At 72.4% G+C, this 25,222-nt stretch carries 23 protein-coding genes; 20 read left to right on the top strand and 3 right to left on the bottom strand.

The window, feature by feature from the left end; all coding sequences use genetic code 11:
• Positions 1-25 precede the first annotated feature (25 nt).
• The gene (locus Pdca_RS29755) at positions 26-850 is read left to right on the top strand and encodes an aldo/keto reductase (RefSeq protein ID WP_085910652.1); all 825 of its coding nucleotides are present in this window, start codon (positions 26-28) and stop codon (positions 848-850) included.
• Between the two features lie 227 nt (positions 851-1,077).
• Positions 1,078-1,395, top strand: coding sequence for an adhesin (locus tag Pdca_RS29750; protein ID WP_085910724.1), 318 nt, complete (start codon positions 1,078-1,080; stop codon positions 1,393-1,395).
• 22 nt (positions 1,396-1,417) lie between these two features.
• On the opposite strand, the gene Pdca_RS29745 is transcribed toward Pdca_RS29750, so the two are convergent.
• The 3 genes from Pdca_RS29745 to Pdca_RS29735 form a co-directional block, all read right to left on the bottom strand.
• Positions 1,418-3,067, bottom strand: a complete 1,650-nt coding sequence (locus tag Pdca_RS29745; RefSeq protein WP_085910653.1) for an ABC-F family ATP-binding cassette domain-containing protein — start codon at positions 3,065-3,067, stop codon at positions 1,418-1,420.
• A gap of 26 nt (positions 3,068-3,093) precedes the next feature.
• Complete coding sequence (locus Pdca_RS29740) at positions 3,094-3,828, bottom strand: dienelactone hydrolase family protein (RefSeq protein ID WP_085910654.1); 735 nt, start codon at positions 3,826-3,828, stop codon at positions 3,094-3,096.
• A 64-nt stretch (positions 3,829-3,892) separates the two neighbouring features.
• Complete coding sequence (locus Pdca_RS29735; protein WP_166665999.1) at positions 3,893-5,167, bottom strand: MFS transporter; 1,275 nt, start codon at positions 5,165-5,167, stop codon at positions 3,893-3,895.
• Positions 5,168-5,426: 259 nt separating this feature from the next.
• On the opposite strand from Pdca_RS29735, the gene Pdca_RS29730 reads away from it, so the two are divergent.
• The 18 genes from Pdca_RS29730 to Pdca_RS29645 all read left to right on the top strand — a co-directional run bounded on the left by Pdca_RS29730 (position 5,427) and on the right by Pdca_RS29645 (position 25,154).
• Positions 5,427-6,152 carry a PIG-L deacetylase family protein gene (locus Pdca_RS29730; protein WP_085910656.1) on the top strand — a complete coding sequence of 242 codons (726 nt, stop codon included), beginning with the start codon at positions 5,427-5,429 and terminating at the stop codon, positions 6,150-6,152.
• 46 nt (positions 6,153-6,198) lie between these two features.
• The gene (gene menD, locus Pdca_RS29725) at positions 6,199-7,899 is read left to right on the top strand and encodes a 2-succinyl-5-enolpyruvyl-6-hydroxy-3-cyclohexene-1-carboxylic-acid synthase (protein WP_085910657.1); all 1,701 of its coding nucleotides are present in this window, start codon (positions 6,199-6,201) and stop codon (positions 7,897-7,899) included.
• 130 nt (positions 7,900-8,029) lie between these two features.
• A complete protein-coding gene (locus Pdca_RS29720) occupies positions 8,030-9,142 on the top strand; it encodes an SMP-30/gluconolactonase/LRE family protein (protein ID WP_085910658.1) in 1,113 nt (370 codons plus the stop codon).
• A 14-nt stretch (positions 9,143-9,156) separates the two neighbouring features.
• Positions 9,157-9,906 (top strand): SDR family NAD(P)-dependent oxidoreductase, encoded by a 750-nt coding sequence (locus tag Pdca_RS29715; RefSeq protein WP_085910725.1) that lies wholly within the window; start codon positions 9,157-9,159, stop codon positions 9,904-9,906.
• 25 nt (positions 9,907-9,931) lie between these two features.
• On the top strand, positions 9,932-11,080 hold the full coding sequence (locus Pdca_RS29710) for an acyl-CoA dehydrogenase family protein (RefSeq protein WP_232021275.1): 1,149 nt from the start codon (positions 9,932-9,934) through the stop codon (positions 11,078-11,080).
• 43 nt (positions 11,081-11,123) lie between these two features.
• The gene (locus Pdca_RS29705; protein WP_158092031.1) at positions 11,124-12,017 is read left to right on the top strand and encodes an SMP-30/gluconolactonase/LRE family protein; all 894 of its coding nucleotides are present in this window, start codon (positions 11,124-11,126) and stop codon (positions 12,015-12,017) included.
• On the top strand, positions 12,014-13,609 hold the full coding sequence (locus tag Pdca_RS29700; RefSeq protein ID WP_085910660.1) for a class I adenylate-forming enzyme family protein: 1,596 nt from the start codon (positions 12,014-12,016) through the stop codon (positions 13,607-13,609). Before Pdca_RS29705 ends, Pdca_RS29700 begins: the two co-directional genes overlap by 4 nt.
• A complete protein-coding gene (locus Pdca_RS29695) occupies positions 13,609-13,809 on the top strand; it encodes a hypothetical protein (protein WP_085910661.1) in 201 nt (66 codons plus the stop codon). The genes Pdca_RS29700 and Pdca_RS29695 overlap by 1 nt, the downstream gene beginning before the upstream one ends.
• Before the next feature lie 73 nt (positions 13,810-13,882).
• Positions 13,883-15,325 (top strand): sodium:solute symporter family protein, encoded by a 1,443-nt coding sequence (locus Pdca_RS29690; RefSeq protein WP_085910662.1) that lies wholly within the window; start codon positions 13,883-13,885, stop codon positions 15,323-15,325.
• 167 nt (positions 15,326-15,492) lie between these two features.
• Positions 15,493-17,520 carry a hydantoinase/oxoprolinase family protein gene (locus Pdca_RS29685; RefSeq protein WP_141286894.1) on the top strand — a complete coding sequence of 676 codons (2,028 nt, stop codon included), beginning with the start codon at positions 15,493-15,495 and terminating at the stop codon, positions 17,518-17,520.
• The gene (locus Pdca_RS29680) at positions 17,517-19,382 is read left to right on the top strand and encodes a hydantoinase B/oxoprolinase family protein (RefSeq protein WP_085910664.1); all 1,866 of its coding nucleotides are present in this window, start codon (positions 17,517-17,519) and stop codon (positions 19,380-19,382) included. The genes Pdca_RS29685 and Pdca_RS29680 overlap by 4 nt, the downstream gene beginning before the upstream one ends.
• 1 nt (position 19,383) lies before the next feature.
• Positions 19,384-19,587 carry a hypothetical protein gene (locus Pdca_RS29675; RefSeq protein ID WP_085910665.1) on the top strand — a complete coding sequence of 68 codons (204 nt, stop codon included), beginning with the start codon at positions 19,384-19,386 and terminating at the stop codon, positions 19,585-19,587.
• A complete protein-coding gene (locus Pdca_RS29670) occupies positions 19,584-21,200 on the top strand; it encodes an AMP-binding protein (RefSeq protein ID WP_085910666.1) in 1,617 nt (538 codons plus the stop codon). Before Pdca_RS29675 ends, Pdca_RS29670 begins: the two co-directional genes overlap by 4 nt.
• Positions 21,197-21,538, top strand: coding sequence for a hypothetical protein (locus Pdca_RS29665; RefSeq protein ID WP_085910667.1), 342 nt, complete (start codon positions 21,197-21,199; stop codon positions 21,536-21,538). The genes Pdca_RS29670 and Pdca_RS29665 overlap by 4 nt, the downstream gene beginning before the upstream one ends.
• Complete coding sequence (locus tag Pdca_RS29660; RefSeq protein ID WP_085910727.1) at positions 21,531-22,724, top strand: thiolase family protein; 1,194 nt, start codon at positions 21,531-21,533, stop codon at positions 22,722-22,724. Before Pdca_RS29665 ends, Pdca_RS29660 begins: the two co-directional genes overlap by 8 nt.
• Positions 22,721-23,614, top strand: a complete 894-nt coding sequence (locus tag Pdca_RS29655; RefSeq protein WP_085910668.1) for an enoyl-CoA hydratase — start codon at positions 22,721-22,723, stop codon at positions 23,612-23,614. Before Pdca_RS29660 ends, Pdca_RS29655 begins: the two co-directional genes overlap by 4 nt.
• Complete coding sequence (locus Pdca_RS29650; RefSeq protein ID WP_085910669.1) at positions 23,611-24,393, top strand: enoyl-CoA hydratase/isomerase family protein; 783 nt, start codon at positions 23,611-23,613, stop codon at positions 24,391-24,393. The genes Pdca_RS29655 and Pdca_RS29650 overlap by 4 nt, the downstream gene beginning before the upstream one ends.
• Positions 24,390-25,154, top strand: coding sequence for an SDR family NAD(P)-dependent oxidoreductase (locus Pdca_RS29645; RefSeq protein WP_085910670.1), 765 nt, complete (start codon positions 24,390-24,392; stop codon positions 25,152-25,154). The genes Pdca_RS29650 and Pdca_RS29645 overlap by 4 nt, the downstream gene beginning before the upstream one ends.
• Positions 25,155-25,222 lie beyond the last annotated feature (68 nt).

The raw sequence follows: 25,222 nt of genomic DNA, 5'->3' as shown, positions 1-25,222 counted from the left end.
CGCAACGACCCGGGTAGCCGAGGGCATGACTGTTCCCACGATCAAGCTGAACGACGGCCGCGAGATCCCGCAGCTGGGCTTCGGCGTCTTCCAGATCGAGGCCGGGCGCACCGCGGAGACCGTGAAGGCGGCCCTGGACGTGGGCTACCGGCACATCGACACCGCGCAGATGTACGGCAACGAGGAGGGCGTCGGGCAGGCGATCGCCGACTCCGGGATCCCGCGCGACGAGCTGTTCGTCACCACGAAGCTGAACAACGACGGGCACGGCCGCTCCGAGGCCGTCCGCCGCCTCGATCAGAGCCTGACCCGGCTCGGTCTCGATCATGTCGATCTCTACCTGATCCACTGGCCGCGGCCGGGCGAGGACCGCTACGTCGAGACCTGGCAGGGATTCGAGGATGCCCGTGACGCCGGCAAGGCCCGGTCGATCGGCGTCTCGAACTTCCAGATCCCGCACCTGGAGCAGCTCGCGGCGCAGACCTCGACCGTGCCGGCCGTGAACCAGATCGAGTTCCATCCGCAGCTGGTGCAGCGCGAGCTGAGCGAATACCACCGGGAGCACGGCATCGCGACCGAGGCGTGGAGCCCGATCGGCCAGGGCAAGGGCCTGCTCGACGCCCCGGAGCTGGCCGAGCTGGCGCAGCGGCACGGTCGCTCGGCCGCCCAGGTCGTCCTGCGCTGGCACATCCAGCTGGGCAACATCGTGTTCCCGAAGTCGGGCAACCCGGACCGGATCCGGGAGAACTACGAGATCTTCGACTTCACCCTGTCCGACGCCGACATCGCCGCGATCGAGAAGCTGCACACCGGCGCCCGGCTCGGCCCGGACCCGGACACCTTCGGCTGAGGTCTCATACGCCCGGGTAGGGGGCGGCCGCGCGGGCCCGTGCCGGCGCGGCCGCCCACCACGCGAGGACGTGGTTCGCGAGCGGGGCCTGCATGCCGTGCCGTAGCGGCAGGTGATGCAGGTCACCTCCGGTGTTCCCGGAGCGCACGGGCCGATCTGCCCGCCGAACGGCCCGGCTCCCGGGAGCCGCGGTGGACGCGCCCCGCCGGATCCGTACGGTGGGGACGATGTTGGCGATCACCGAGAACGCTGCCGAGGCCATCAAGACCCTGAGCACCGACGCGGAGCTGCCCGAGGACGGCGGCCTGCGGATCACCGCTCCGGACCCGGAGCAGGGCCTGGAGCTGGCGCTGGCCCGGACTGCCGATGCACAGGACACCGTGCTCCGCGGCGAGGGCATCACCGTCTTCCTGGAGCCCACCGCGGCCCAGATGCTCGACGACAAGGTCCTCGACGTGCAGCCCGTCCAGACCGACGCGGGCGAGCAGGAGCTGCGCTTCGCGATCGTCGCGCAGGACGACGCCGAGGAGCCCGCCCAGGGCTGACCCGCCCGGGGCCCTGCCGGGGTCAGGACTCCAGCAGGGTCCCGTCGCGGACCTCCCAGCGGCGGGTGGCGCGGACCGTGTCGAGCATCCGCCGGTCGTGGGTGACCAGCAGGACCGTTCCGGCGAACCCCTCCACCGCCTCCTCCAGCTGCTCGATGGCGGGCAGATCGAGATGGTTGGTCGGCTCGTCGAGCACCAGCAGGTTCACCCCGCGGGCCTGCAACAGGGCCAGCCCGGCGCGGGTCCGCTCACCGGGCGAGAGCGACGCCGCGGGCCGCAGCACCGCCTCCGAGCCCAGCGCGAACTTCGCGAGCAGCGTCCGCACCTCGGACTCCGGCCAGTCCGGCACCTGCTCACCGAACGCGCGCAGCAGCGCGTCCTCGCCGAGGAACGCCCCGCGGGCCTGGTCGATCTCCCCGACCAGCACACCCGAGCCGAGCCCGGCCGCACCGGACTCCGGCTCCAGCCGCCCGAGCAGCGCGGCCAGCAAGGTCGACTTCCCGGCCCCGTTCGCCCCGGTGACGACGACCCGGTCGGCCCACTCGACCTGCGCGGTCACCGGGCCGAGCACGAACCCGCCGCGGCGCAGAACGGCGCCGTCCAGCCGCGCGACGACCGAACCCGAGCGGGGCGCGGACGCGATCGTCATCCGCAGCTCCCACTCCTTGCGGGGCTCCTCGACGACGTCGAGCCGCTCGATCGCCCGCTCGGTCTGCCGGGCCTTCGACGCCTGCTTCTCGCTGGACTCGGCGCGCAGCGCGCGCACGTTCTTGTCCGGGTCCTTCGTCTTGCGCCGGGCGTTGCGGACGCCCTGGGCCATCCAGTTCCGCTGCATCACCGCGCGGTCCTTGAGCGACGAGAGCTTGTCGGAGTACTCGTCGTACTCCTCGCGGGCGTGCCGGCGGGCGGTCTCCCGCTCCGCCAGATAGGCCTCGTAGCCGCCGTCGTAGATCCCGATCCGATGTTGCGCCCGGTCCAGCTCGACGATCCGGTTCACCGTGCGGGACAAGAACTCCCGATCGTGGCTGACCAGCACCGTCGGGGTCCCGCCGCGGCGGCCCAGTCCGCCGACGAACGCCTCCAGCCGGGCCAGACCGTCCAGGTCGAGATCGTTGGTCGGCTCGTCGAGCAGCAGCAGGTCGTAGCGGGACAGCAGCAGCGCGGCCAGGTTCGCCCGGGCGGCCTGCCCACCGGAGAGTCCGGTCATCGCGGCCTGCGGGTCGACGGCGAGGCCGACCTCGCGCAGCACGTCGCCGGAGCGCTCCTCCATGTCGGCTCCGCCGAGCGCGAGCCAGCGGTCCAGCGCCGTCGCGTACCGGTCGTCGGCACCGGGTGCACCCTCGCCGAGCGCCTCGGCGGCGGAGTCCATCGTGGACTGCGCGGTGGCGACGCCGGTCCGGCGGGCGAGGAACCCGGCCACCGTCTCGCCGGTCCGCCGGTCCGGCTCCTGGGAGAGCAGGCCGACGGTCGCGTCCGGCGGGGCGAGCGTCAGTGCCCCCGCGTCCGGCGCGCGGGTGCCCGCGAGGATCGAGAGCAGCGTGGACTTGCCGGCGCCGTTGGCGCCGACCAGGCCGATCACGTCGCCGGGGGCGACGACCAGGTCCAGGCCGGAGAACAGGGAACGATCGCCGTGCCCGGCGGCGAGGCCGGAGGCGTGCAGGGTCGCGGTCATGTCCCGCGGAAGGTTACCGGGGCCGGTCAGAGGTGGGCGCCGAGCAGCCGGTGCAGGGCCTCCCAGTGCCGCTGCTCGGCCCGCTCGTCGTACGACGGCACGTCGGGGACGGCGAAACCGTGCGCGGCCGGATAGGTCTCCACGGTGTGCTCGACACCGGCGTCGGACAGCGCCGTCTCGAGGAGCCTGCGCTGCTCGTCGGGGAACGACCGGTCGTTCTCGGCGCCCGCGACGTAGACGGTGGCCCGGATCCGGTCGGCCAGCCGGTGCACGCTGGCGGGGTCGTCGGTCGCGACGTTCCCGGCGTGGAACGAGGCCGCGGCCGCCACCCGCTCCGGCTGCGTCGCCGCGGTGCGCAGGCTCATGACGCCGCCCATGCAGTAGCCGGTGACCCCGATCCGGGTGCCGCTCACCTCGGGCCGGTCGAGCAGCGCGGTCACCCACGCCTCGGCGTCGACGGCGACCAGGCGCGGCTCCAGCGAGGCGATCATACTCATCAGCCGCTCGCGCTCGGCGTCGTTCGAGAACACGGTGGACATGTCGAACGGCGCCCAGTCGCCGTGCCGGTGGTAGACGTCGGGCAGCAGCACGGCGAAGCCCAGCGTCGCGAGATGGGCGGCCATGTCGTGCATGGCCTCGCGCACCCCACCGGCGTCGACGTAGAGGATCACGCCGGGCCACGGGCCGGTGCCGTCGGGCGTGTGCAGAAAGGCCGGGGCGGCGCCGTCCGGCGTGGCGATCGTCAGGTCGGTGCGTGGCATCGGATGGCTCCCGGGGGACGAAGATCGGGTCGTCCCCGTTCTACGCCGCCGGGAGCCGGATCGCTCACCCGCGCTGCAGCACGTCGTCGTCGAGGCGCCGGGTGCGGGTCTCGGAGTAGCCGGCGACCGCGATGATCGTGACGACCGTGCTGGCCGCGATGTAGGCCGCGATCGCGTACCCGCTGCCCGTCGCGACCAGCAGCGACGCGGCGATCAGCGGGGCCAGGCCACCGGCGAACACCGAGGCCAGCTGGTAGCCGATCGAGATGCCGGAGTAGCGCACCTTCGTGCCGAACAGCTCGGACAGGAACGCGGCCTGCGGGCCGTACATGGCGCCGTGCAGCACCAGGCCGACGGTGACCGCGATCGCGGTGAGCGCGAAGTTCCGGGTGTCGATCAGGAAGAAGAACGCGAACGCCCAGAGCCCGACGCCCACCGCACCGAACAGGTACACCGGCTTGCGGCCGACCCGGTCGGAGATCGCACCCCAGAGCGGGATGGTCACCAGGTGCACCGCGGCGCCGATGAGCACCGCCCCCAGCACGAACGACGACGGCAGGTCGAACCGTTCCTGCAGGTAGGTCGCGATGACGATGGTGAAGATGTAGTAGGAGACGTTCTCCGCGAAGCGGGCGCCCATCGCGGTGAGCACCTCGCGCGGGTACTCGCGCAGGACGTCCAGGATCGGCATCGTCTCCTTCTCACCTGCCGCGGTGCGCTCGGCCGACCTGGCCTGGGCCTCCCGGAACACCGGGGACTCCTCGACGGCGAGCCGGACGTAGAGGCCGATCAGCACCAGCACGGCGGAGAGCAGGAACGGGATCCGCCAGCCCCAGGACAGGAACGCCTCCTCGGACTGCACCAGTGCCATCACGCCGAGCATCGCCTGGGCGAGCAGCTGCCCGGCGGGGGCCCCGGCCTGCGGCCAGCTCGCCCAGAATCCGCGGTGCTCCGGTCTGCCGTGCTCGGAGACGATGAGCACCGCGCCGCCCCACTCGCCGCCGAGCGCGAAGCCCTGGATGATCCGGAGCAGCACCAGCAGGATCGGCGCGAGCACCCCGATCGTGGCGTAGCCGGGCAGCAGGCCGATCGCGAAGGTCGCGAAGCCCATCATCAGCAGGGACAGCACCAGCAGCTTCTTGCGGCCGATCTTGTCGCCGTAGTGGCCGAAGACCAGGCCGCCGAGCGGGCGGGCGACGAACCCGACCGCGAACGTGCCCATCGACAGCAGGATCCCGACGGCACCCTCGCTGTCCGGGAAGAACACCATCGGGAACACCAGCGCGGCCGCGACACCGTAGAGGAAGTAGTCGTACCACTCCACCGTCGTGCCCAGCATGCTCGCGGCGACGACCCGCACGATCGGCGTGTGCGACCGATCGGATGCGGTGCCGGGTCCGTTGTCATCGGGTCCCGGCGCGGTGGCGCCGGACTGTGTGTCGGACACGGTCTCTCCCCATCGTGAGACTGGCTACCTCGGTCGGTTGCGCCACGATAGGGCGAGAGGGTCACGTTTTCACCGGTTGCGGCCACACCCGTCGTCCGGGTGTGACGTGGCCCGGCCACACCCGGAGGCCGGTGGCCGTCAGACTGGACCCATGGCCGACGACGAGTACCTCCCACTGCCCGGCGGGTTCGACCGCGTGCTGGTGGTGGTCGCGCACCCCGACGACATGGAGTTCGGCGGGGCCGGGGCGGTCGCGCGCTGGACGTCGGAGGGCACCCAGGTCGCCTACCTGCTGGTCACCCGGGGGGAGGCCGGCATCGACACGATGTCGCCCGACGAGTGCGCCGTGGTCCGCGAGGCCGAGCAGCGGGCCGCCTGCGCCGCCGTCGGGGTGCGGGACTGCGAGTTCCTCGACCACCCGGACGGGATCGTCGAGTACTCGGTCGCGCTGCGCCGCGACATCGCCGCCGCGATCCGCCGGCACCGGCCGCAGCTCGTCGTCACCAGCAACCACCGGGAGTTCTGGGACGCCGAGGGCATCCACCTGAACCAGGCCGATCACATCGCCGTCGGGCGGGCGGTGATCGACGCCGTCCGGGACGCGGCCAACCGGTGGATCTTCCGCGACGTCGGCGAGAAGTGGGACGGAGTGCAGGGGATCGCGCTCGCCGGATCGCCACGGTCCCGGCACGCGGTGGACATCTCCGGCCACCTCGACGCCGCCGTCGACTCGTTGAAGGCGCACGAGCGGTACCTGGCGGCGCTGTCCGGCGAGATGGCCGACGCGGACACCTTCCTGCGCCGGTCGGCGGAGGAGGCCGCCACCCGGCTGCCCGGCGCCTCGGCGGCCGCGATCTTCGAGTGGCTCGGCCCGTGACCGCCGTCGCGGCGGCGACCGCGACGGCCGCCATAGGGTCGGGGCCGTGAACGGTTCCACCGCCCAGGCCAGGGTGATCGTCGACGAGCTGGTGCGCTCCGGCGTCACCGACGCGGTCCTCTGCCCCGGTTCCCGCAACGCGCCACCGGCGTTCGCGCTGGCCCGGGCGGACGAGCTCGGGCTGCTCCGGCTGCACGTGCGGATCGACGAGCGCACCGCGGGCTTCCTCGCGCTCGGGCTGGCGACGGCGTCCGGCCGGCCGGTCCCGGTGGTCGTGACCTCCGGGACGGCGGTGGCGAACCTGCACCCGGCGATGCTCGAGGCATCGCACGCCGGAGTGCCGCTGCTCGCGCTGACCGCGGACCGCCCGCCGGAGCTGGTCGGCACCGGGGCCAGCCAGACGATCGCCCAGTCCGGGATATTCGGAGCCGCCGTGCGCTGGTCCGGCTCGCTCGCGGTGCCCGCCGGCGGGACCGGGGCGGCGGGCGTATCGGAGGCGGAGGTGCGCCGCTGGCGATCCGGGGTGGCCCGGGCACTGGCCGCGGCCACCGGCGGCGGTTCGGGTCCGCCCGGCCCGGTCCAGCTGGACCTGCCCTACGCCGAGCCGCTCGTCCCCGATCCCGACGGCGACGACCCGCAACCGGACGGGGCGGGCCTGCTCGGTCCGTGGATCCCGGCCGGGCGTCCCGGCGGCGCAGCCTGGACGGTGGTGCCCCGACCGGCCCGCGCGCTGCCGCCGCTCCCGCTGGACCCGGCCGCCCGGACCCTGGTGATCGGCGGCTCCGGTGGCCCGCGCGCCGATCCCGCCCTGCTCGGCGGGGCCCCGCTCGCCGCGGAGCCGTCGTCGCCGTGGTGGCCGCACGCGCTGCGCGCCGCACCGTGGCTGCTCGACCGGCCCGAGCTGCGGCCGTCCCAGGTGGTGGTGCTCGGCCGGCCGACCCTGCACCGCGCGGTCGCCCAGCTGCTCGCGGATCCGGACGTCGCCGTGTACGCCGATCCCGGGCCGGACGGCGCCTCCTGGACCGACGTGCCCGGCACCGTGCGCGCGGTGGGCGCGCTGCCCGCGCTGGACCCGCCGGACGCCTTCGCCTACGCCTGGAGCGCCGCCGACCGGGCAGCGGCGAAGGCGCTCGACGCCGCCCTCGACGGTGATCTCGCCGCGGGCGCACCCGGGCTGCGGCTGGCCAGGGACCTGGTCGCCGCTCAGCCGGACGGCGCGCAGCTGGTGCTCGGCTCGTCGAACCCGGTACGCGACGTCGCGCTCGCCGCGGCGCCCCGGGACGGCCTGGTCGTCCGGTCCAACCGCGGGGTGGCCGGGATCGACGGCACCGTCTCGACGGCGATCGGTGCCGCACTGGCGCACGACGGCCCGACGACGCTGCTGCTCGGCGACCTGACGCTGCTGCACGACACCACCGGTCTGGTGGTGGGCCGCTCCGAGCCGGTCCCGGACCTGACCGTGGTGGTGCTCGACGACGACGGCGGCGGCATCTTCCACCTGCTGGAGCAGGGCGGCCCGGAGCACGCGACCGCGTTCGAGCGGGTGTTCGGCACGCCGACCGGCGCGGACCTGATCGGGCTGGCCCGCGCGCTGGGCTGGGTGGCGGTGGACTGGTCCGGTGACCGGGCGGAGCTGGCGGCCCGGGCCGGGGCCGGTCGGCGGCTGGTCCGGGTCGCGGCGACCCGGAGCGGGCTGCGGGACGCGCACGCCGCGCTGGCCGTGGCCGTGGGCGAGGCGATGGCCTGACTCCCGTGCCCGCGGCGGCGCGGCACCCGGGTCGATGCACAGTCGTGACTTGACCCCTCTCCGGTGTGCCTGCTAATCATTCCTTACCGGTAAGGAAACAATGAGGATTCGGGGCACAATGAGGTGGCAGGTGAGCCGGCGTGGGAACACGCGCCGGGCGATGACCGTGGCGGCGGTGGCGGCACTCGGGGTGGCGACGGTGGTCGCGACGGCGCAGGCCGCGCCCGGCCAGGCGGCCGAGCGGGACTGGCTCGACATCGAGGTGTTCGCCGAGATCCCGGCACCGGGACATCCGGAGGGGATCACGGTGGCCGACGACGGGACGGTGTTCGTCGGGACCCAGCAGCACGTCAGTGAGCCGCACACCGGACCGTCGAAGATCTTCGCGTTCGATCAGTCCGGTGAGCTCCGCCGGGAGTACGTGATCGAGGGGCAGGACCCGCGGCACGGCGCCGGAATCGTCGGCATGGCCCAGGACGGCGACGGCGTCGTCTATGCACTCGACCGGTACCCCCAGCGGGTGATCGCACTCGATCCGGCGACCGGGGAGCAGTCGGACTACGCGACGTTCACCCAGGTCAAGAGCCTCTGTGTGCAGGCGAGCGCGCTCACCCTGGTGACCCAGTGCGCGATCCCGGACGGACTCAACTTCGGGCCGGACGGCTCGCTCTACGTCACCGATGTCGCGCAGGCCCTGATCTGGCGGATCCCGCCGGGCGGTGGCGAGGCCGAGGTGTGGTTCTCCGACCCGCGGATCGAGAGCGTGTTCGGCGCCAACGGGATCGAGTTCGTCGACGAGAACACGATCATGTTCGCGCAGTCGCTGACCGGTCCGCTGGACGGTGTTCCGCCGCGCCCGGACACCAGTCGCCTCTACACGATCGGGATCGAGCCCGACGGCAGCGCGGGTGAGCTCGAGCTGTTCTGGGAGAGCAGGCCGGCGGACGGCATCGACGGTTTCGCGATCGCCGAGTCCGGCAACGTCTACGCCGCGCTGGCCTTCGCCAACGCCGTCGTCGTGGTCTCCCCGGACGGGCGGGAGATCGCCCGCAACCCGGCGAACCCGGTGGAGAACCTGGCGCTGGACGTGCCGATGGACGATCCGGCGAGCGTCGCCTTCTCCGGCGACCGGGTGCTGGTCACCAACCACACCCTGTTCATCGGCAACCCCGCCTCGTGGGTCGTCTACGACGTCCACGCCGGGGAACCGGGCCGGGCCCAGTTCCGTCCGCAGGTCCGCTGAGCGGCGTGGCGAACATGTCGGGACGGATGGACGGCCGGGTCGCACTCGTCACCGGTGGTGCCTACGGCATCGGGGCGGCGATCGCAGCACGGTTCGCGGCCGAGGGTGCCGAGGTGGTGGTCGCCGACATCGACGGTGCCGAGGCCGCCGAAGGGGACGGCGTCGCCTGCCGGCTCCGCTGTGACGTCTCGGTCGCCGACGACGTCGCCGCCGCGGTCGCCGTGGCCGAGGACCGGTTCGGTGGGCTGGACATCATGGTCAACAACGCCGGGCTCGGCTCCGCGTGCGATCTGGTCGATCTCGACGACGAGCAGTGGGCCCGGGTCATCGGGGTCAGCCTCACCGGCACGTTCCACGGGATCCGGCACGCCGCTCCGGCGATCGCCAGGAGGGGTGGCGGCGCGATCCTGAACGTGTCCTCGCTGGCGGCCGGGCGTGCGTTGCCGGGGATGGGTGCGTACTCGGCGGCGAAGGCCGGCGTCGAGGCGCTGACCCGGACGGCGGCGGTCGAGCTGCGTGGCTCCGGTATCCGGGTCAACGCGGTCGTGCCCGGCCTGATCCGGACCGCGGCCGCGCGTGCGGGCGGCGCGGCCCTCGCCCGCGGGCTCGGCGTCGACGACCTGCAGGACTACCTGGACCAGCGGCAGGGCCGGTGGGGGGAACCCGAGGAGGTCGCGGAGGTGGCCGTGCATCTGGCGGGGGACGGTGCCTCCTTCACGTCGGGCCTGCTCTACACGATCGACAACGGCGGCAGCGCGTCCTGACGACGGACGGCGCGGAAAGGTGGAGATGATCCCGACGGAGGAGATGCCGGAGCATCGGCGTGAGTTCGTGGAGTCGCTGCGCGGGTTCGCCCAGCGGGAGTGCGGGACGCGCGAGCAACGCCGTGCGCTGACCGACGACGACCGCATCACCCACAGCCCGGAACTGTTCGCGAAGCTGGCCGGCCTCGGATGGATCGGGTGTGCGATCCCGGAGGGCTACGGCGGCGGGGGCGGCCGGATCGGCGACGCCTGCCTGCTGGTGGAGGAGATGGCCTACGGGAAGGTGCCGCTGTTCGGGCTCGGTGTCTCGCTGGTGAGCAGCACCGTGGTGGAGCGGTTCGGCACCGAGTCGCAGAAGAAGGACATCCTGGGTGGTGTCTGCCGGGGCGAGGTGCTGGCCACGGCCATCAGCGAGCCGGGGACCGGGTCGGACGCGGGATCGATGATCTGCCGCGCCGAGCGGCGCGGGGACCGGTACGTGATCAACGGGCAGAAGACCTGGATCTCCTGTGCGCACATCGCGTCCCGGATCCTGGTGCTCTGCCGGACCGGCTCCGGCGGGGACAAGCACGACGGGATCACCATGCTCGACGTCCCGGCGGACAGCCCCGGCCTGGAGATCCGGCCGATCGCGACGCTGGGCGGCGACGAGGTCAACGACGTCTATCTGACCGACGTCGAGGTCGGCGCGGACCGGGTGATCGGGACCGAGGGCGGCGCGTGGCACCAGATCATGCGGTGCCTGAACACCGACCGGCTGATGTGCGGGTCGATGTTCCTCGGGCACGCCCGGCGGGCCTTCGACGACGCGCTGGACTACGTCCGCGAGCGTGAGCAGTTCGGCCGGCCGATCGGCAGCTTCCAGGCGATCCGGCACCGGATCGCCGATCTCGCGACCGAGCTGGAGTGCTGTCGCCTGCTGGTCCGCGACGCCGCCCGCAAGCTCGACCTCGAACCCGACCGGCAGGTCCCCCGCGAGGCTTCGATGATCAAGCTGAAGGTCACCGAGACCGCCAAGCGGATCGCGATCGAGGGCATGCAGCTGATGGGCGGGGCCGGCTACACGCTCGAGTACGACATGGCGCGGCACCTCCGGCAGTCGATCGTGTCGACCGTCTACGCCGGAACCAGTGAGATCCAGCGGGAGATCATCGGCCGCTCGTACGGCCTCTGACCAGCCGCTGGGGTACGAGTCGGTCTCAACGAGGAGAACAGACGTGAGCAGAACTTTCCAGACCGTCGTCGACGGCGGCGACTACTTCGAGGGCGTCCGGTGGCACGAGGGGCGCTGGTACGCCTCGGACGCGTTCCGCGGTGTGGTGTGCGCGTTCACCCCGGACGGGACGCGGGAGGACCTGATGCAGGTCGACGCCCTGTGCTCCGGGCTCGGATGGCTGCCGGACGGCTCGCTGCTGGTGGTGTCCATGAAGGACCGGACCCTGCTGCGGCGCGCACCGGACGGGACGGTGTCCACCCATGCCGACCTGGCGTCGGTGTCCCCGCACTGGATCAACGACATGACCGTCGATCGGTTGGGGAGGGCCTGGGTCGGCACCATCGGGTTCGCGATCGTCGACGGGGCCGATCCCGAGCCGGGTGCTCTGTTCCGGGTGGATCCGGACGGCACGGTGTCGGTTGCGGCGGACGGGCTGTGGTGCCCGAACGGTGTGGTGGTGACCGCCGACGGTGGCACCCTGATCGTCGCGGAGAGCTTCGCCGCCCGGTTGACCGCGTTCACGATCGGCGCCGACGGTGCACTGGGCGATCGTCGCGTGCTGGCCCGGTTCGGCGCGGCCCCCGAGCCGGCCGGCGCCGCCGAGATGCTGGGGGCCGCGGAACTCGCACCGGACGGGCTCGCGATCGACGCCGACGACCACGTCTGGGCGGCGGACGCGGTGGGGAGGCGCTGCGTGCGGGTCTCGCCGGACGGCGAGACCGTCGAGGAGGTGGCGCACCCGCGGGGCACCAACGTCTACAGCTGCGCGCTGGGCGGGCGCGACGGGCGGACACTGGCACTCGCCGCGGCCGACGGGTTCTTCGAGGCCGCGCAGGGGGTGACGGGTACCGCCGAGCTGGTCACGACCGCGGTCGAGGTGCCCGCCCGGCGATGACGGCACCGACGCCCGCGGTGAGTACTCCCGCCACGCTGCTGCGCAAGGTCGCGGTGACCTACGCCGGGCGGACCGCCGTGACCTGCGGTGACCGGGAGCTGTCCTACGCGGCACTCGCCGAGCGGTGCAACCGGCTGGCGAACGCGCTGAGCGGCAGCGGGATCGCGATGGGCGACCGGGTCGCGATGCTCGGGGACAACTGCCTGGAGTCCCTGGAGCAGATCGTGGGGACCGGTATCGGCGGGTTCGTGCGCTGTTCGCTGCACGCGCACGACGCACCGGCCCGGCACCGCTACCTGATCGGGATGACCGGGTCGCGGGTACTCGTGGTGCAGGACCACTACTACGACGCCCTGGTCGACGAGCTGGACGAGCTGAACGAGCTGGAGCTGGTCGTCGTCCTCGGTGATCTGCCGGCGACCCGGGGGCGGATCCCGGTGGTCGGCTACGAGGAGTGGCTCGCGGCCGCCTCTGCCGAACCTCCCGGAACGCTGCTCCCCGGGGATCACCCGAACGTCATCCGGTTCACCTCGGGGACCACAGGGTTCCCCAAGGGCATCGTCATCTCGGTGGCCGGGACGATGGCGATGGGCAACGAGCTCGCGCTCGTGCTGCCCCGCTTCGACACCGACGATCGCTATCTCGCCGCGGGCCCGCTCACCCATGCCGCGAGCATGTTCATCTACTCGCTGCTCGCGGTGGGCGCCACCACGATCGTGCTGCCGCGCTTCGATCCGGCCGGGTTCCTGCGGATCGTCGAGCAGGAGCGGGTCACCGCGACCCTGCTCGTCCCCACGATGATCCAGATGGTGGCCGAGCACCCGGACGCCGCGACCCGGGACGTGTCCAGCCTGCGCGCCGTCATGTACGGGGCCGCGCCGATCTCGACCACGACGTTGTCGTCGGCGCTGCGGCTGTGGGGAAACATCATGTATCAGCTCTACGGGCAGAGCGAGGTGGTGCCGATGTCGGTGCTCGCTCCGCGGCACCACCACGTCGAGGGCACCGAGGTGCAGCGGCGCCGGCTCGGCTCGGCGGGGCTCCCCACTCCCAACTCGTACTTCCGGATCGTCGACGACCGGGGTGCGGAGCTGCCGACCGGAGAGATCGGTGAGATCGAGGCATCCGCCCCCTGTGTCCTGGCCGGGATCTGGCAGAACGACGAGGCCGCCGCCGAGCGGATCACCCCCGACGGCTGGATCCGTACGCGGGACATGGGTTATGTCGACGAGGACGGGTTCCTCTTCCTCGCCGACCGCAAGGAAGACCTGATCAACTCCGGGGGCTTCAACATCTGGCCGGCCGAGATCGAACAGGCGCTCACCGATCATCCCGCGGTCGATGACGCGGCCGTCGTCGGTGTCGCGCATCCGAAGTGGGGCGAGACGCCGCAGGCCGCCGTCGTACTGCGGGCGGGCCACACCGCGACCGAGGACGAGCTCGTCGAGTGGACCCGCGAGCGGGTCGGCTCGTACAAGAAGGTCACCGGTGTGCTCGTCGTGGACGAGTTGCCGCGCACGCCGCTGGGCAAGCTGCTGCGCAGCCAGGTCCGGGAGCGCCACTTCGGTTCCGCCGGCATCGGTCGTGCCTGATGCGATCGGTCTTCTATCCGCTGCCGGCCAGCCAGGTCTGGGTACTCATCGCCTTCGTGGCAGGTGCCGGGAGCGCGTTCCTGCCCGGGGTCGGCGCGGTGGAGTTGCTGGGCGTCAGCCTCACGGCCTGGCTGTTGTTGCTGCTCATGGTGCTCGTCCCGATCGTGACGATCGTGGTGACGAGCACCGAGACGGACTGACCCGGGGCGTTCGGCGCCCTCCACCGGGCCGGGCGTCCGCCCTCCCGGTTCCCGAGACCTCCAGGAGAATCAGATGGCGATCACCGTGGTGCTCGTCTACTTCGTGGTCATCATCGCCATCGGGCTGTACGCCCGGCGGCGGGCCGCGGCCTCCACCGACGAGTTCTTCGTCGCGGGCGGCACCATCGGCACGTTCACGAACTCGTGGGCGTTCCTCGCGACACTGGCGAGCGGCGGCACGATCATGGCCGCGGTGGGGATGACGGTCTTCCTCGGCCTGCCCTACACGGTGGCACTCGCCGCGGGTGGGCCGGTCGGCTTCGCGATGGCCTCGATCCTGGTCGCGCGGCCGATGCGGCGGGTGGGGCGCTACACGGTCCCCGACCTGTTCCGGGCCCGGTTCGACAGTGCGGTGATCCGGTGGGCGGCACCGGTCGTCATCGTCATCGCGAGCACCGTCTACATGGTCTCCCAGATCACCGTGTCCGGGATCATCGCGACCGCCCTGCTGGGGTGGCCGCACGAGATCGGTGTGCTGGTCACCGGCGGGATCTTCATCCTCTACACCGCGCTCGGCGGCTTCCTCTCGGTCACCTGGAACGACGTCTTCCAGGGCTTCCTCATGGTGGGGATGACCGTGGCGTTCGCGATCATCGCGATCGTCTCGGTGCCGAGCTTCACCGACGTATTCGTCACGGCGACCGTCGAGTTCCCGAGCTACGGGGCGGTCGGCGAAGCCCTGCCGGTCTGGTCCTACGTCGGCGGGTTCGTCACCTCGGCCACCACGATCTGCATCCTGCCGCACGTGATCATGCGGGTGTACTCGGCGCGCAACGCGCGTTCGGCGCGGCTGTCGCTGAACTACGCGATGATCCTCTACGGGGTGATCATCCTGGCCGTGACGCTGGTGCTGGCCCCGGTGTCCACCACGCTGCCCGGCGTGCGGGAGATGAGCCCCGACACGGTCTTCTTCGCGCTGTCCGGGGCGATGCTCTCGCCGTTCATGCAGGGCATGATCGCCGCCGCCGTGCTCGCCGCCGTGATGTCGACGACGGCCGGGCTCCTGATGGCCTGCAACTCGGCCATCGCGAACGATCTCTACGCCCGCATCCTGCGGCCGGGAGCGACGCAGCGGCAGACCCTGCTGGTCGCGACCGTCACCACCTGGGTGGTCGGGATCGTGGCCACGTTGTTCGCGCTCGATCCGCCGGAGTTCCTCGTCCTGCTCTACATCGCGGCCATGGGGTTCCTGTCCTCGGCGTTCTTCGCGCCGATGGTGCTCGGGATCTGGTGGCGGCGGTGCACCTCGGCCGCCGCCGCGGCCGGCCTGGTGGTGGGGGCGGCCTCGTACGCCGTGGTGTTCCTCGCCCTGGACATGCCCAGCTCCTCGGAGATCCTCGTCGGCATCCCGATGTCGTTCCTCGCGGTCGTCGTGGTCGCGCTCGCGGGGCCGGCGCCCACGGCGGAGGAGGTGGCGGTGGCGGAGCGGGCGCACGCGCCCGCCGGGCCGGGGTGAGCAGACGGACCTGTGGCTCCCGCCCGAGGCGATGGTCGACGGGAGCGGTCCGTCCACGTTGACGGGCGCAGGCCAAGTTCTTACTATCTGGATAGTAAAGATTGGGCGCAGTAGTGGATGCCGACGACTCGGGCGGGATCCGGAAGAGCGACGAAGGGACCGACGCAATGGTGCGGATCGGGATCGACACCGGTGGAACGTTCACCGATCTCGTGGTTGCCGACGGGGACGAGATCCGGATGGCGACGAAATCGCTCACCACGCACGGGGAGCTGGCCGCTGGGCTGCTGAGTGCGCTGGGCAAGGCCGAGCTCGAGCCCGGCGAGGTGGAGAGCGTCGTGCACGGCACGACCGTCGCGTTGAACGCGATCCTCACCCGGCGGGGTGCGCTGGTCGGGTTGCTGACGACGCGGGGCTTCCGGGACCTGCTCGACATGGGGCGCGGCTGGCGCTCCGCCGACGCGCTCACCGACCCGCGCTGGCGGCGGCCGCACGAGCTGCGGCCGATCGTCGAGCGGCACCTGCGCCGCCCGGTCGCCGAGCGGGTACGCGCTGACGGTTCGGTGCTCGTCCCGCTCGACGAGGCAGGCCTGCTCGCCGAGGTGGACGAGCTGTACGAGCAGGGCTGCCGGAGCATCGCGATCTGCTTCCTGCACGCCTACAAGTTCCCGGCCCACGAGGAGCGGGCGGCCGAGCTGATCCGGGAGCGCTATCCCGACGTCGGGGTCAGCCTCTCCTCGGCGGTCGCCCCGTTCCCGCGGGAGTACAATCGGCTCTCCACCTGTGTCCTCAACGCCTACGCCCAGCCACTGATGCAGAGCTACACCCGCTCGGTCGAGGAGCGGCTCGCCGGTGCCGGGCACGCGGCCCCCCTGAACTTCATGACCAACGACGGCGGGGTGAGCACTCCCGCCGCCGTTTCCGCACGCCCGGTGACCACGCTGAACAGCGGCCCCGTCGGCGGCGTGATGGGGGTGCAGAGCTACTCCCGCTCGTTGGGGCAGCCGAACCTGGTCGGCTTCGACATGGGCGGGACCAGCACCGACGTCGCCGTGATCGCCGAGGGCAGGGCCTCGACGAAGCGTGAGCTGGAGCTGGAGCACGACCTGATCGTGAGCATGCCGGTGCTCGAGATCCACAGCATCGGGGCCGGTGGCGGCAGCATCGCCGCATTGGACGCCGCGGGCGGCGTGGCGGTCGGTCCGCAGAGCGCGGGCAGCGTCCCCGGGCCGGCCTGTTACGGCCGCGGCGGGGAGGTCCCGACCGTGACCGACGCACTGCTGCTGCTCGGCTGGCTGGATCCGAAGACCCCGCTCGGTGGGGAGATCCGGCCCGACATCGCGGCGGCCGAGCGTGCGTTCGGTCCACTGGCCGAGGGGCTGGCGACCACTCCCGAGCAGGTCGCGGGCACCGTCGCCCAGGTCGCGATCCACAACATGGCCGAGGCCATCCGCCAGCTCACCGTCTATCGGGGCGTCGATCCCCGCGAGTTCGGTCTGCTCGCCTACGGTGCCGCCGGACCGCTTGCCGCGACCCAGGTCGCCCGGATCCTGGAGATGCCCCGGGTGGTCTTCCCGGCGCTGGCCGGCGTTTTCTCGGCGTTCGGCCTGCTGGAGGGGGCCGGGTTCGACGAGGAGGTCGTCCCGGTGATGGCGATCGCGTCCGAGGAGGTCGCCGTCGGCGCGTTCGCGACGATGCGGGAGACCGCCGTGAAGGTCCGCGAACGGTTCGGGCATCCCGACGCGCACGCCGAGTTCGTCGTCGACGGCATGTACGCCGGGCAGCGGTGGGAGCTCCCGGCGCTGGTCGACCCGACCCACTCGGATCCGGCCGCGCACCTTGCGGAGCGGTTCGGTGAGGCGCACCGGCGCCAGTACGGCTACCAGCTGCCGGCACCGGTGCAGATCGCCAACCTGCGGGTCCGGCTGGTGGTCCCGGAGTCCCGGGCGCCGCGCCCGCCCGCATTGACCCGGACCGATCCGGCACGGCCGCACGCCGGCCGGGACATCGTCGTCGGCGGAGAACGTGTCACCGCGTCGGTCTTCCGGACCGAGGAGCTCGCGGCGGGCCAGATCGTGCACGGCCCCGCCGTCATCGAGGCACCCAGCTACACCGGCGTCCTGGTCCCGGGCGACGTCGCCCGGATCAACGAGGTCGGGGACATCGTGGTCGAGTTGGAGGAGAACGTCCGATGAGCGCAAGCGTCGAGGGTGCCACGGTTGCACCGACTGCCGATGAGGTCAGATCCACCTACGGGCTCGATCTCACCACCGCCGAGGTGCTCCGGCACGCGCTGCGGTTCGTGTCCCTGCAGATGCAGTTGAAGATCAACACTGCGGCGCTGAGCCCGCTGCTGAACGAGGTCAACGACTTCGGGATCGGCCTGCTCGGGCCGCGCGACCCGGATCGCGACCTGGACTTCGACGCGATCGCGATGGCGACCGCGGCACCGGGGCACTACGTGATCAACCAGTTCTACGCGCGGATGGCGATCGAGCACTTCGGGGTGGAGAACTTCCGGCCCGGCGACGTGATCGTCTACAACGATCCGTACCGCGGTGGCAGCCACGTCAACGACGTCGGTGCCCTGATGCCGATCTTCGACGGTGACGCGCTGATGGGCTTCGCGGTCAGCATCACGCACTGGCTCGACATCGGCGGCCCGGTTCCGGGGGGTCTGGGCGCCGGGCTGCAGCGGGACATGTACTCCGAAGGCATCAAGATCACCCCCAGGCGGCTCTACCGGGAAGGTGAGCTGGTCGCCGAGACCTTGGAGCTGTTCACCGAGCAGACCCGGATCCCGGATCTGTCGGTGAACGATCTGCAGGTGATCCGAGCTGCGCTGCAGCTGGGTGCGGACATGGTCGGGCACTACGTGCGCCGCTACGGCGCCGATGTCTACCGCAGCGCGGCCCAGTACACGGTGGACTACTCCGAGCGGCTGGTGCGCAGCGCACTGACCCGGATCCCGGACGGTGTCTACGAGGCGCAGGACCACCTGGACAACGACGCGGAGGGTAATCCGATGTTGTTGCGCTGCACCGTGCGCAAGCACGCCGACCGGATCGAGGTCGACTACTCGGGGACCTGCCGCTCGGAGTGGTTCGGCTACGCGGCGCAATGGTCGGACACCGTCTGCGCCGCGCACCTCGGGGTGGCAGCGATTCTCGACCAGACCGGGATCACGCCGAACGCCGGCGGTTACCGGCCGATCGACGTCGTCGTCCCGCCCGGATCGTGCCTGCACGCTCTGCCGCCGATGTCGACCAACGCCGGGCACACCATGCTGCTGACCAAGGCGCTGAACCTGGTCAAGCAGGCCCTCTCGCAGGCCGACCCGGAGCTGGCCGTCGGCGAGAACTACGACGACGTTTCGGTGATCGGGTTCGCGGGGCTGGACGACCGCGGCCCGGCGCCGGTGCCGTTCGTCGCGATGCGGCCGTTCTCCGGCCCCTACGGCGGAACCCGGCGTGGCGACGGCTGCGCGTTCACCCTGGTCGAGGGCGGTAACTGCGTCGAACCCTCGATCGAGCTCGACGAGATCGCCTACCCGGTGCTGATCCTGGAACGCGAGTTCGTCGCCGACACCGCGGGGCCCGGCGAGAACCGCGGTGGCCCGGCGAACCGGGTGCTGCTCTCCCCGCAGGTCGACGTCGAGTCGCTCTACCAGGTCGACCAGTGCCGGTTCCCGACCAAGGGGGTGATCGGCGGCGGTGCCGGTGCCCTGGGGTCGATCACCGTGCACCGCGCCGCCGTCGAGGAGTGGGCGGCCGGCCGGGAGCTGGCCGATCCGGAGGTGGTGGCCGGGATCGCGGACGCGGCGACCGGTCGTCCGGTCGCGTCCGAGGACGTGCCGGGCGCCGAGTTCCGGCTGAGCAAGCGGGCCGGGGTCCCGTTCGGCGCCGGTGACGTGATCGCGGTCCAGCTGCCGGGTGGTGGCGGTTACGGAGCGCCGTCCCGGCGCAGCGACGAGGCCGTCCGGCGGGACCTGCGGGACGGGATCTACACGACCGAGACGCGGGCCCGCGGTGCGGTGTCCGGCGCGGAGGGAGAGTGACGTGCTGTACCCCCAACCGACCGAGATGACCCTCGACGAGCCGGTCGAGCACGTGGACCGGCCCTGTGCGGCCTGTGGTGCCGCCGAGCTGTACCGCTACCGGCTGGCCGACTACCGGGGCTGGCTGCGGGTCGTGAAGTGCCGCAGCTGCCTGATCACCGCGGAGCGCGAGCGCATCCCCGCCCCGCCGCAGGGCACGTCGTGAGCTGGACACCGCCGACCTCGCTGGACACGCCGCTGCCGCCCTTCGAGCTCGAGCCGATGGACCGGGTGTTCAGCGTCGTCGTCGAACGATGGGCCGCGCATGACCCCAACCGCGAGTGCCTGGTGCAGGACGACGGCAGCGCCCTGACCTACGGCGAGCTGGACCGGGCGGCGAGCACCATCGCCGCCGGGCTGCGCGAGCTCGGCATCGGGGTCGGGGACCGGGTCGCGACCCTGCTGGAGAACGATCTGCGGGTCGTCCAGGTCGGGATCGCACTGTCCAAGCTGGGGGCGGTCGAGGTCCCGGTGAACCCGGCCCTGGTCGGCGCCAGCATGCGGCACGTGCTGGCCGACGCAGACCCGACGGCTTCGGTCGTGGCACCACGGTTCCGGGACGCGCTGGTCGCGTCGCTGCCCGACGGCGGGGCCCCGGTGCTGGTGTCGGCCGGGCCGCTCGACGGTTCGGCGGAGCCGGGTCCGTCGCCGTCGGTCGAGGAGATGCTGGCCGGTCCCCCGGTGGAGCTGCGGACCTCCGCAGAGGTCCGGGCGAGCTCGCCCACGGCGATCATGTACACCTCCGGGACGACCGGCCTGCCCAAGGGCGCCCTGCTCCCGCACCATCACTGCTTCCGGATCGCCCAGCGAACGGCCGGGGCACTCGCCCTGACCACCGAGGACACGCTGATCTCGATCCTGCCGCTGTTCCACGCCGGCGGGCGGTACATGAACGTCGGTGCCTGCCTGCTCTCCGGCGCGCGCTGCGGGTTCGTCCGCCGGTTCAGCGGTGCGGCCTACTTCGACCAGGCGCGGACGTTCGGCGCCACGGTCATGCACGCCGTCGTCTCGGTGGGGCACTTCCTGCTGGCCCAGGAGCCCTCCGCGGCCGATCGCGACCACACGATCACCAGGGGCCTGCTGGCCCCGCGCCCGACGGCGGTGGGGGACGCGTTCACCGAGCGCTTCGGGTTCGAGGTGTTCGAGGCCTACGCCAGCACCGAGAGCAACATCTCGGTGTTCAACCTGGACGGGCGCAAGGGTGCATGCGGGCGTGCGTACCCGCCGTACCGGGTCCGGATCGTCGACGAGCACGACCGGGAGCTGCCGGCCGGGGAGACCGGCGAGATCGTGGTCGATTGCGACGAGCCGTGGTCGACCTTCGCCGGCTACTGGAACCAGCCGGCGACCTCACTGGAGGTGCTGCGGAACTTCGGCCTGCACACCGGCGACGCCGGTTACCTCGACGCCGACGGCTTCCTGCACTACGTCGACCGGATCAAGGACATGATCCGGCGCCGCGGGGAGAACGTCGCCGCCCAGACCGTCGAGGACGTGGTCAACATGATCGACGGGGTGGCGGAGTCGGCCGCCTACCCGGTTCCCTCGGAGTTCGGCGAGGAGGAGATAGCGGTCGCCGTGATGGCCCGCGCCGGACACGCACCGACCTCGGAGCAGATCGTCGCGGTCTGCCGGGAGAAGTTGCCGCGTTTCGCGGTGCCCCGCTACGTGCGCTTCGTCGACGACCTGCCACGGACCGAGACCGGAAAGATCCAGAAGTTCCGGCTCAAGCAGGCCGGAACGACCGGCGCCCACGACCACCCGGAGGTGCGTCCATGAAGTTTCTCGTCCGTCAGGCACTCGACGAGGGCGGTGACGTCACCCGCGACCACCTGCAGCCGATGGCCCGGGTGGTGGCCGGCTCGCTGGAGGACCCGCCGCGCGGACCGGTCGTCTGGCTCGGCGGTTGCGGCGACATCGAGACGAGCGAGTTCTTCATGCTCTTCGAGGCTCCCGACCAGGAGACGATGGACGCCGCCGCCGCGAACCTGCCCGGTCTCGTCTCGTGCCGGCGGGTGATGGCGGTGGATCGGTCCACGCTGGCCCGCGGCCTGATGCTCGGCCTGGCCAAGGATTACGAGGACCGTCGCGCGGCCGAGGATGCGCACCGTGCGTGAGGTCGTCGTCAGCGGGGTCGGGATGACCCGCTTCGGGAAGCACCCGGACCGGCCGGTCTCCTCCCTGGTCGCCGAGGCGACCGGGGAGGCGCTGGCCGACGCCGGGACGACCGCGGCCGATCCGGCGATCGGCGCGGTCTACTACGGCAACGTCCTCGGCGGCCTGCTGCAGGGCCAGGAGTCGGTCCGCGGGCAGCACGCGATCCGGGCGACCGGGCTGTCTGGGGTGCCGCTGGTCAACGTCGAGAACGCCTGCGCCTCCGGGGCGACCGCACTGCACCAGGCGTGGCTCGCGGTGGCGTCCGGGCAGGCCGAGACCGCGGTCGCGATCGGGGCCGAGAAGCTGGTCGTGGCGGAGAAGGGACGTGCCCAGGCGGCGCTGACCTCGGCGCTGGACCAGGAGCGGCTCGACGAGATCCGCGACGAGCTCGGGAGCCGGGACACCGGATCGGTGTTCATGGACGTCTACGCCCGCTTCGCCGCCTGGTACCAGGAGTCCTCCGGCGCGACGCCGGAGGACTTCGCGATGGTCGCGGTCAAGAACGCCGCGCACGGGGCGCTCAACCCGAAGGCGCAGTACGGCCGGGAGCTGACCGTCGCCGACGTGCTCGGCGCCCGGCGGGTCACCGGCCCGCTGACGGTGCCGATGTGCGCACCGCTGTCCGACGGGGCTGCGGCGGTCGTGCTGACCACGCCCGAGCGCGCGCGGCGGGACGGGGCGGACCCGGTCCGGCTGCTCGCGACCGCACTCGGCTCCGGGCGTCCCGGACGCTACGGCGAGCTGGTGCCGGAGGTGGCCCGGCGGGCGTTCCGGACGGCAGGCGTCGAACCCGGCGAGATCGACGTCGTCGAGTGCCACGACGCGGCCGCACCGGCCGAGCTGATCGTCCTCGAACAGCTCGGGCTGTGTGCCGAGGGTGCCGCCCCGGCCCTGCTCCGCGACGGGGCGACCCGGATCGGCGGTCGGCTCCCGGTCAACCCGAGCGGCGGGCTGCAGTCGAAGGGCCATCCGCTGGGCGCCACCGGGCTGGCCCAGGTGGTGGAGCTGGCCGACCAGCTGCGCGGCCGCGCCGGGGCCCGGCAGGTCGACGGCGCCCGGTACGCGGTGGCCGAGAACGCGGGTGGCTACCTCGGACCCGACGCCGCGGTCGCGGCCGTCACCGTCCTGGGAGGGAACCGAACATGAACGACGACGACAGCACCCGGCCGCGGGTGCGGCTCGAACACCCCGCCGACGGGGTCGCCAGGGTGGTGCTGACCCGCCCCGCGAAGCTCAACGCGCAGGACCGGCGGATGCTGCACGAGCTCGACGACGCCTACCAGACCGCCGTCCGCGACGAGTCGGTCCGGGTGATCGTCCTCGCCGCCGAGGGCGACGACTTCTCCTCCGGCCACGACCTGGACGTCGACCGGGCCTTCGACATGGACGGCGTCACCCCGCGCACACTCACCGGCGGCTTCGACGCCCCCGGCGCCGAGGGCTGGTACGCCGTGGAGGAGGAGGTGTTCCTGGGGCTGTGCCTGCGCTGGCGGGAGCTGCCCCGGCCACTCATCGCGCAGGTGCAGGGCCGGGCCATCGGCGGGGCACTGGAGCTGATCTGGCCGTGCGATCTCATCGTCGCCGCCGACGACGCCGTCTTCCTCGACCCGACCAGCGCGTTCGGTGCCGCGGCGGCCGAGTACTTCGTGCACCCCTGGGAGCTGGGGCACCGCCGGGCCAAGGAGATGCTGTTCACCGGCGATCCGATCGGCGCCGAGGACGCCCGCGCGCTCGGCATGGTGAACCGGGTCGTGCCACGGGCCGACCTGGAGGCCGAGACGCTGGCGCTCGCCCGGCGGATCGCGGCCCGCCCGCAATTCGGCATCCGGCTGGCCAAGCGCGCGGTCAACCGGGCGCTCGACCTGCAGGGCATGCGCTCCACGGTGGAGTCCACCTTCGACACCCACCATCTCGCGCACGCGCACAACCGGGAGCTCTTCGGCAGCCTCGTCGACCCGTCCGGGCCGGCGATCATCCGTGCCGATGCGCAGCGCGGGCCCGATCACCGCACCACCGAACGGAGTGACGAAGCGTGACACAGGACGACGTCCGGTTCGAGATCCGGGGCAGTGCCGCCTGGATCACCCTGAACCGCCCCGAGCGGCGCAACGCGCTGTCGGTCGAGCTGCTCGACGGCGTCGCGACCGCGCTGCGCACGGCCGAGGGCGATCGTGCCGTGCGCTCGGTCGTGTTCGCCGGTACCGGTCCGATGTTCTGTGCCGGCGCCGATCTCACCCGGGTGCTCGACGAGCTGGGCGGCGCCGGGGTGACCGACTTCCTGCGCCGGGCGGCCGGGCTGTTCGACCAGGTCGCCCGGCACCCGAAGCCGGTGATCGCGGCCGTGCACGGCGGCGTGGTCGCCGGTGGGCTGGAGCTGGTGCTGGCCTGCGATCTGGTGCTGGCCGCCCGCGGTGCCACCTTCGCCGACGGGCACGCCCGGTACGGCATGTTCCCCGCCGCGGGTGGCGCCACCCGGCTGCCCCGGCGGATCGGTGCCAACCGGGCCAAGCAGCTGCTGTTCACCGCGGAGGGCTGGAGCGCCCAGCGGATGTACGAGGCGGGCCTGGTCACCGAGGTGGTCGACGACGACCGGCTGGCCGCCGCCGCCCAGCAGCTCGCCGACCGGATCGGCCGGCTCAGCCCGCTCGGTCTGGCCCGGATCAAGGACGTCGTCGACACCGGCCTGGAACGCTCGCTGGAGGATGCGCTGGCCTACGAGCTGGCCGCCTGCGCGGAGTACACCGGCAGCCGGGACTTCGCGGAGGGACTGCGGGCCTTCGCCGCCCGTCGCGAGCCGGAGTTCGTCGGCGAATGAACGTGACGGGGAAGGTCGCGGTGGTCGCCGGCGGTGCGTCGGGTCTCGGCCGGGCCGTGTGCACCCACCTGGGGCAGGCCGGTGCGTCGGTGGCCGTGCTGGACCGGGACGGGATCGGTGCGACGGCACTCGCGGCGGAGCTGCCCGCGGCGATCGGGATCGAGGCCGACGTGGCCGACGCCGGCGCGGTGGAGCGCGCGCTGGACCGGACGCTGGCCGAGTTCGGCGCCGTCCACATCGGGGTCAACACCGCCGGGGTGGTCGACGCGGCCCGGATCGTCTCCCGGCGTGGACCGGCCGCCCTCGACGACTTCGAACGCGTGGTGCGGATCAACCTGTGCGGCACCTTCAACGTCATGCGGGTCGCGGTCGCGGCGATGCTGGCGAACGAGCCGGACGAGGACGGCGAACGCGGCGTCATGATCAACACGGCGTCCGGGGCGGCCTACGACGGGCAGAGCGGCCAGGCCGCCTACAGCGCCAGCAAGGCCGGCGTGATCGGGCTGGCGCTGCCGGTCGCGCGGGACCTGGCGGGCACCGGCGTCCGGGTCAACACGATCGCACCCGGCCTGTTCGAGACGCCGATGACCGGCTCGCTGCCGGACCGGGTGCGGACCGGGATCGAGCAGACCCTGGTCGAGCCGTCCCGGATGGGGCGGCCCGAGGAGTTCGCGAGGATGGTCCGGTCGATCGTGGAGAACGGGTATCTCAACGCCGAGTGCATCCGGCTCGACGCCGCGGTCCGCCCGCCGGCGCGCTGAGCGGTGCGTTCCGGCCGGTAACGTTCGAGGAGGTGCCCGGCGGGGCCGCGGCACCGAGGAGGAGAGGG

The sequence above is a fragment of the Pseudonocardia autotrophica genome (genome assembly GCF_003945385.1).
Classification (GTDB): domain Bacteria; phylum Actinomycetota; class Actinomycetes; order Mycobacteriales; family Pseudonocardiaceae; genus Pseudonocardia; species Pseudonocardia autotrophica.
This window is presented reverse-complemented; position numbering and strand designations above follow the sequence as displayed.

Bases quoted from the DNA above. Each gene is read 5' to 3' on its own strand.
- Pdca_RS29755 (WP_085910652.1), top strand. From the start codon at position 26: ATGACTGTTCCCACGATCAAGCTGAACGACGGCCGCGAGATCCCGCAG.
- Pdca_RS29750 (WP_085910724.1), top strand. From the start codon at position 1,078: ATGTTGGCGATCACCGAGAACGCTGCCGAGGCCATCAAGACCCTGAGC.
- Pdca_RS29745 (WP_085910653.1), bottom strand. From the start codon at position 3,067: ATGACCGCGACCCTGCACGCCTCCGGCCTCGCCGCCGGGCACGGCGAT.
- Pdca_RS29740 (WP_085910654.1), bottom strand. From the start codon at position 3,828: ATGCCACGCACCGACCTGACGATCGCCACGCCGGACGGCGCCGCCCCG.
- Pdca_RS29735 (WP_166665999.1), bottom strand. From the start codon at position 5,167: ATGCTGGGCACGACGGTGGAGTGGTACGACTACTTCCTCTACGGTGTC.
- Pdca_RS29730 (WP_085910656.1), top strand. From the start codon at position 5,427: ATGGCCGACGACGAGTACCTCCCACTGCCCGGCGGGTTCGACCGCGTG.
- Pdca_RS29715 (WP_085910725.1), top strand. From the start codon at position 9,157: ATGTCGGGACGGATGGACGGCCGGGTCGCACTCGTCACCGGTGGTGCC.
- Pdca_RS29710 (WP_232021275.1), top strand. From the start codon at position 9,932: ATGATCCCGACGGAGGAGATGCCGGAGCATCGGCGTGAGTTCGTGGAG.
- Pdca_RS29700 (WP_085910660.1), top strand. From the start codon at position 12,014: ATGACGGCACCGACGCCCGCGGTGAGTACTCCCGCCACGCTGCTGCGC.
- Pdca_RS29695 (WP_085910661.1), top strand. From the start codon at position 13,609: ATGCGATCGGTCTTCTATCCGCTGCCGGCCAGCCAGGTCTGGGTACTC.
- Pdca_RS29690 (WP_085910662.1), top strand. From the start codon at position 13,883: ATGGCGATCACCGTGGTGCTCGTCTACTTCGTGGTCATCATCGCCATC.
- Pdca_RS29685 (WP_141286894.1), top strand. From the start codon at position 15,493: ATGGTGCGGATCGGGATCGACACCGGTGGAACGTTCACCGATCTCGTG.
- Pdca_RS29680 (WP_085910664.1), top strand. From the start codon at position 17,517: ATGAGCGCAAGCGTCGAGGGTGCCACGGTTGCACCGACTGCCGATGAG.
- Pdca_RS29665 (WP_085910667.1), top strand. From the start codon at position 21,197: ATGAAGTTTCTCGTCCGTCAGGCACTCGACGAGGGCGGTGACGTCACC.
- Pdca_RS29655 (WP_085910668.1), top strand. From the start codon at position 22,721: ATGAACGACGACGACAGCACCCGGCCGCGGGTGCGGCTCGAACACCCC.
- Pdca_RS29645 (WP_085910670.1), top strand. From the start codon at position 24,390: ATGAACGTGACGGGGAAGGTCGCGGTGGTCGCCGGCGGTGCGTCGGGT.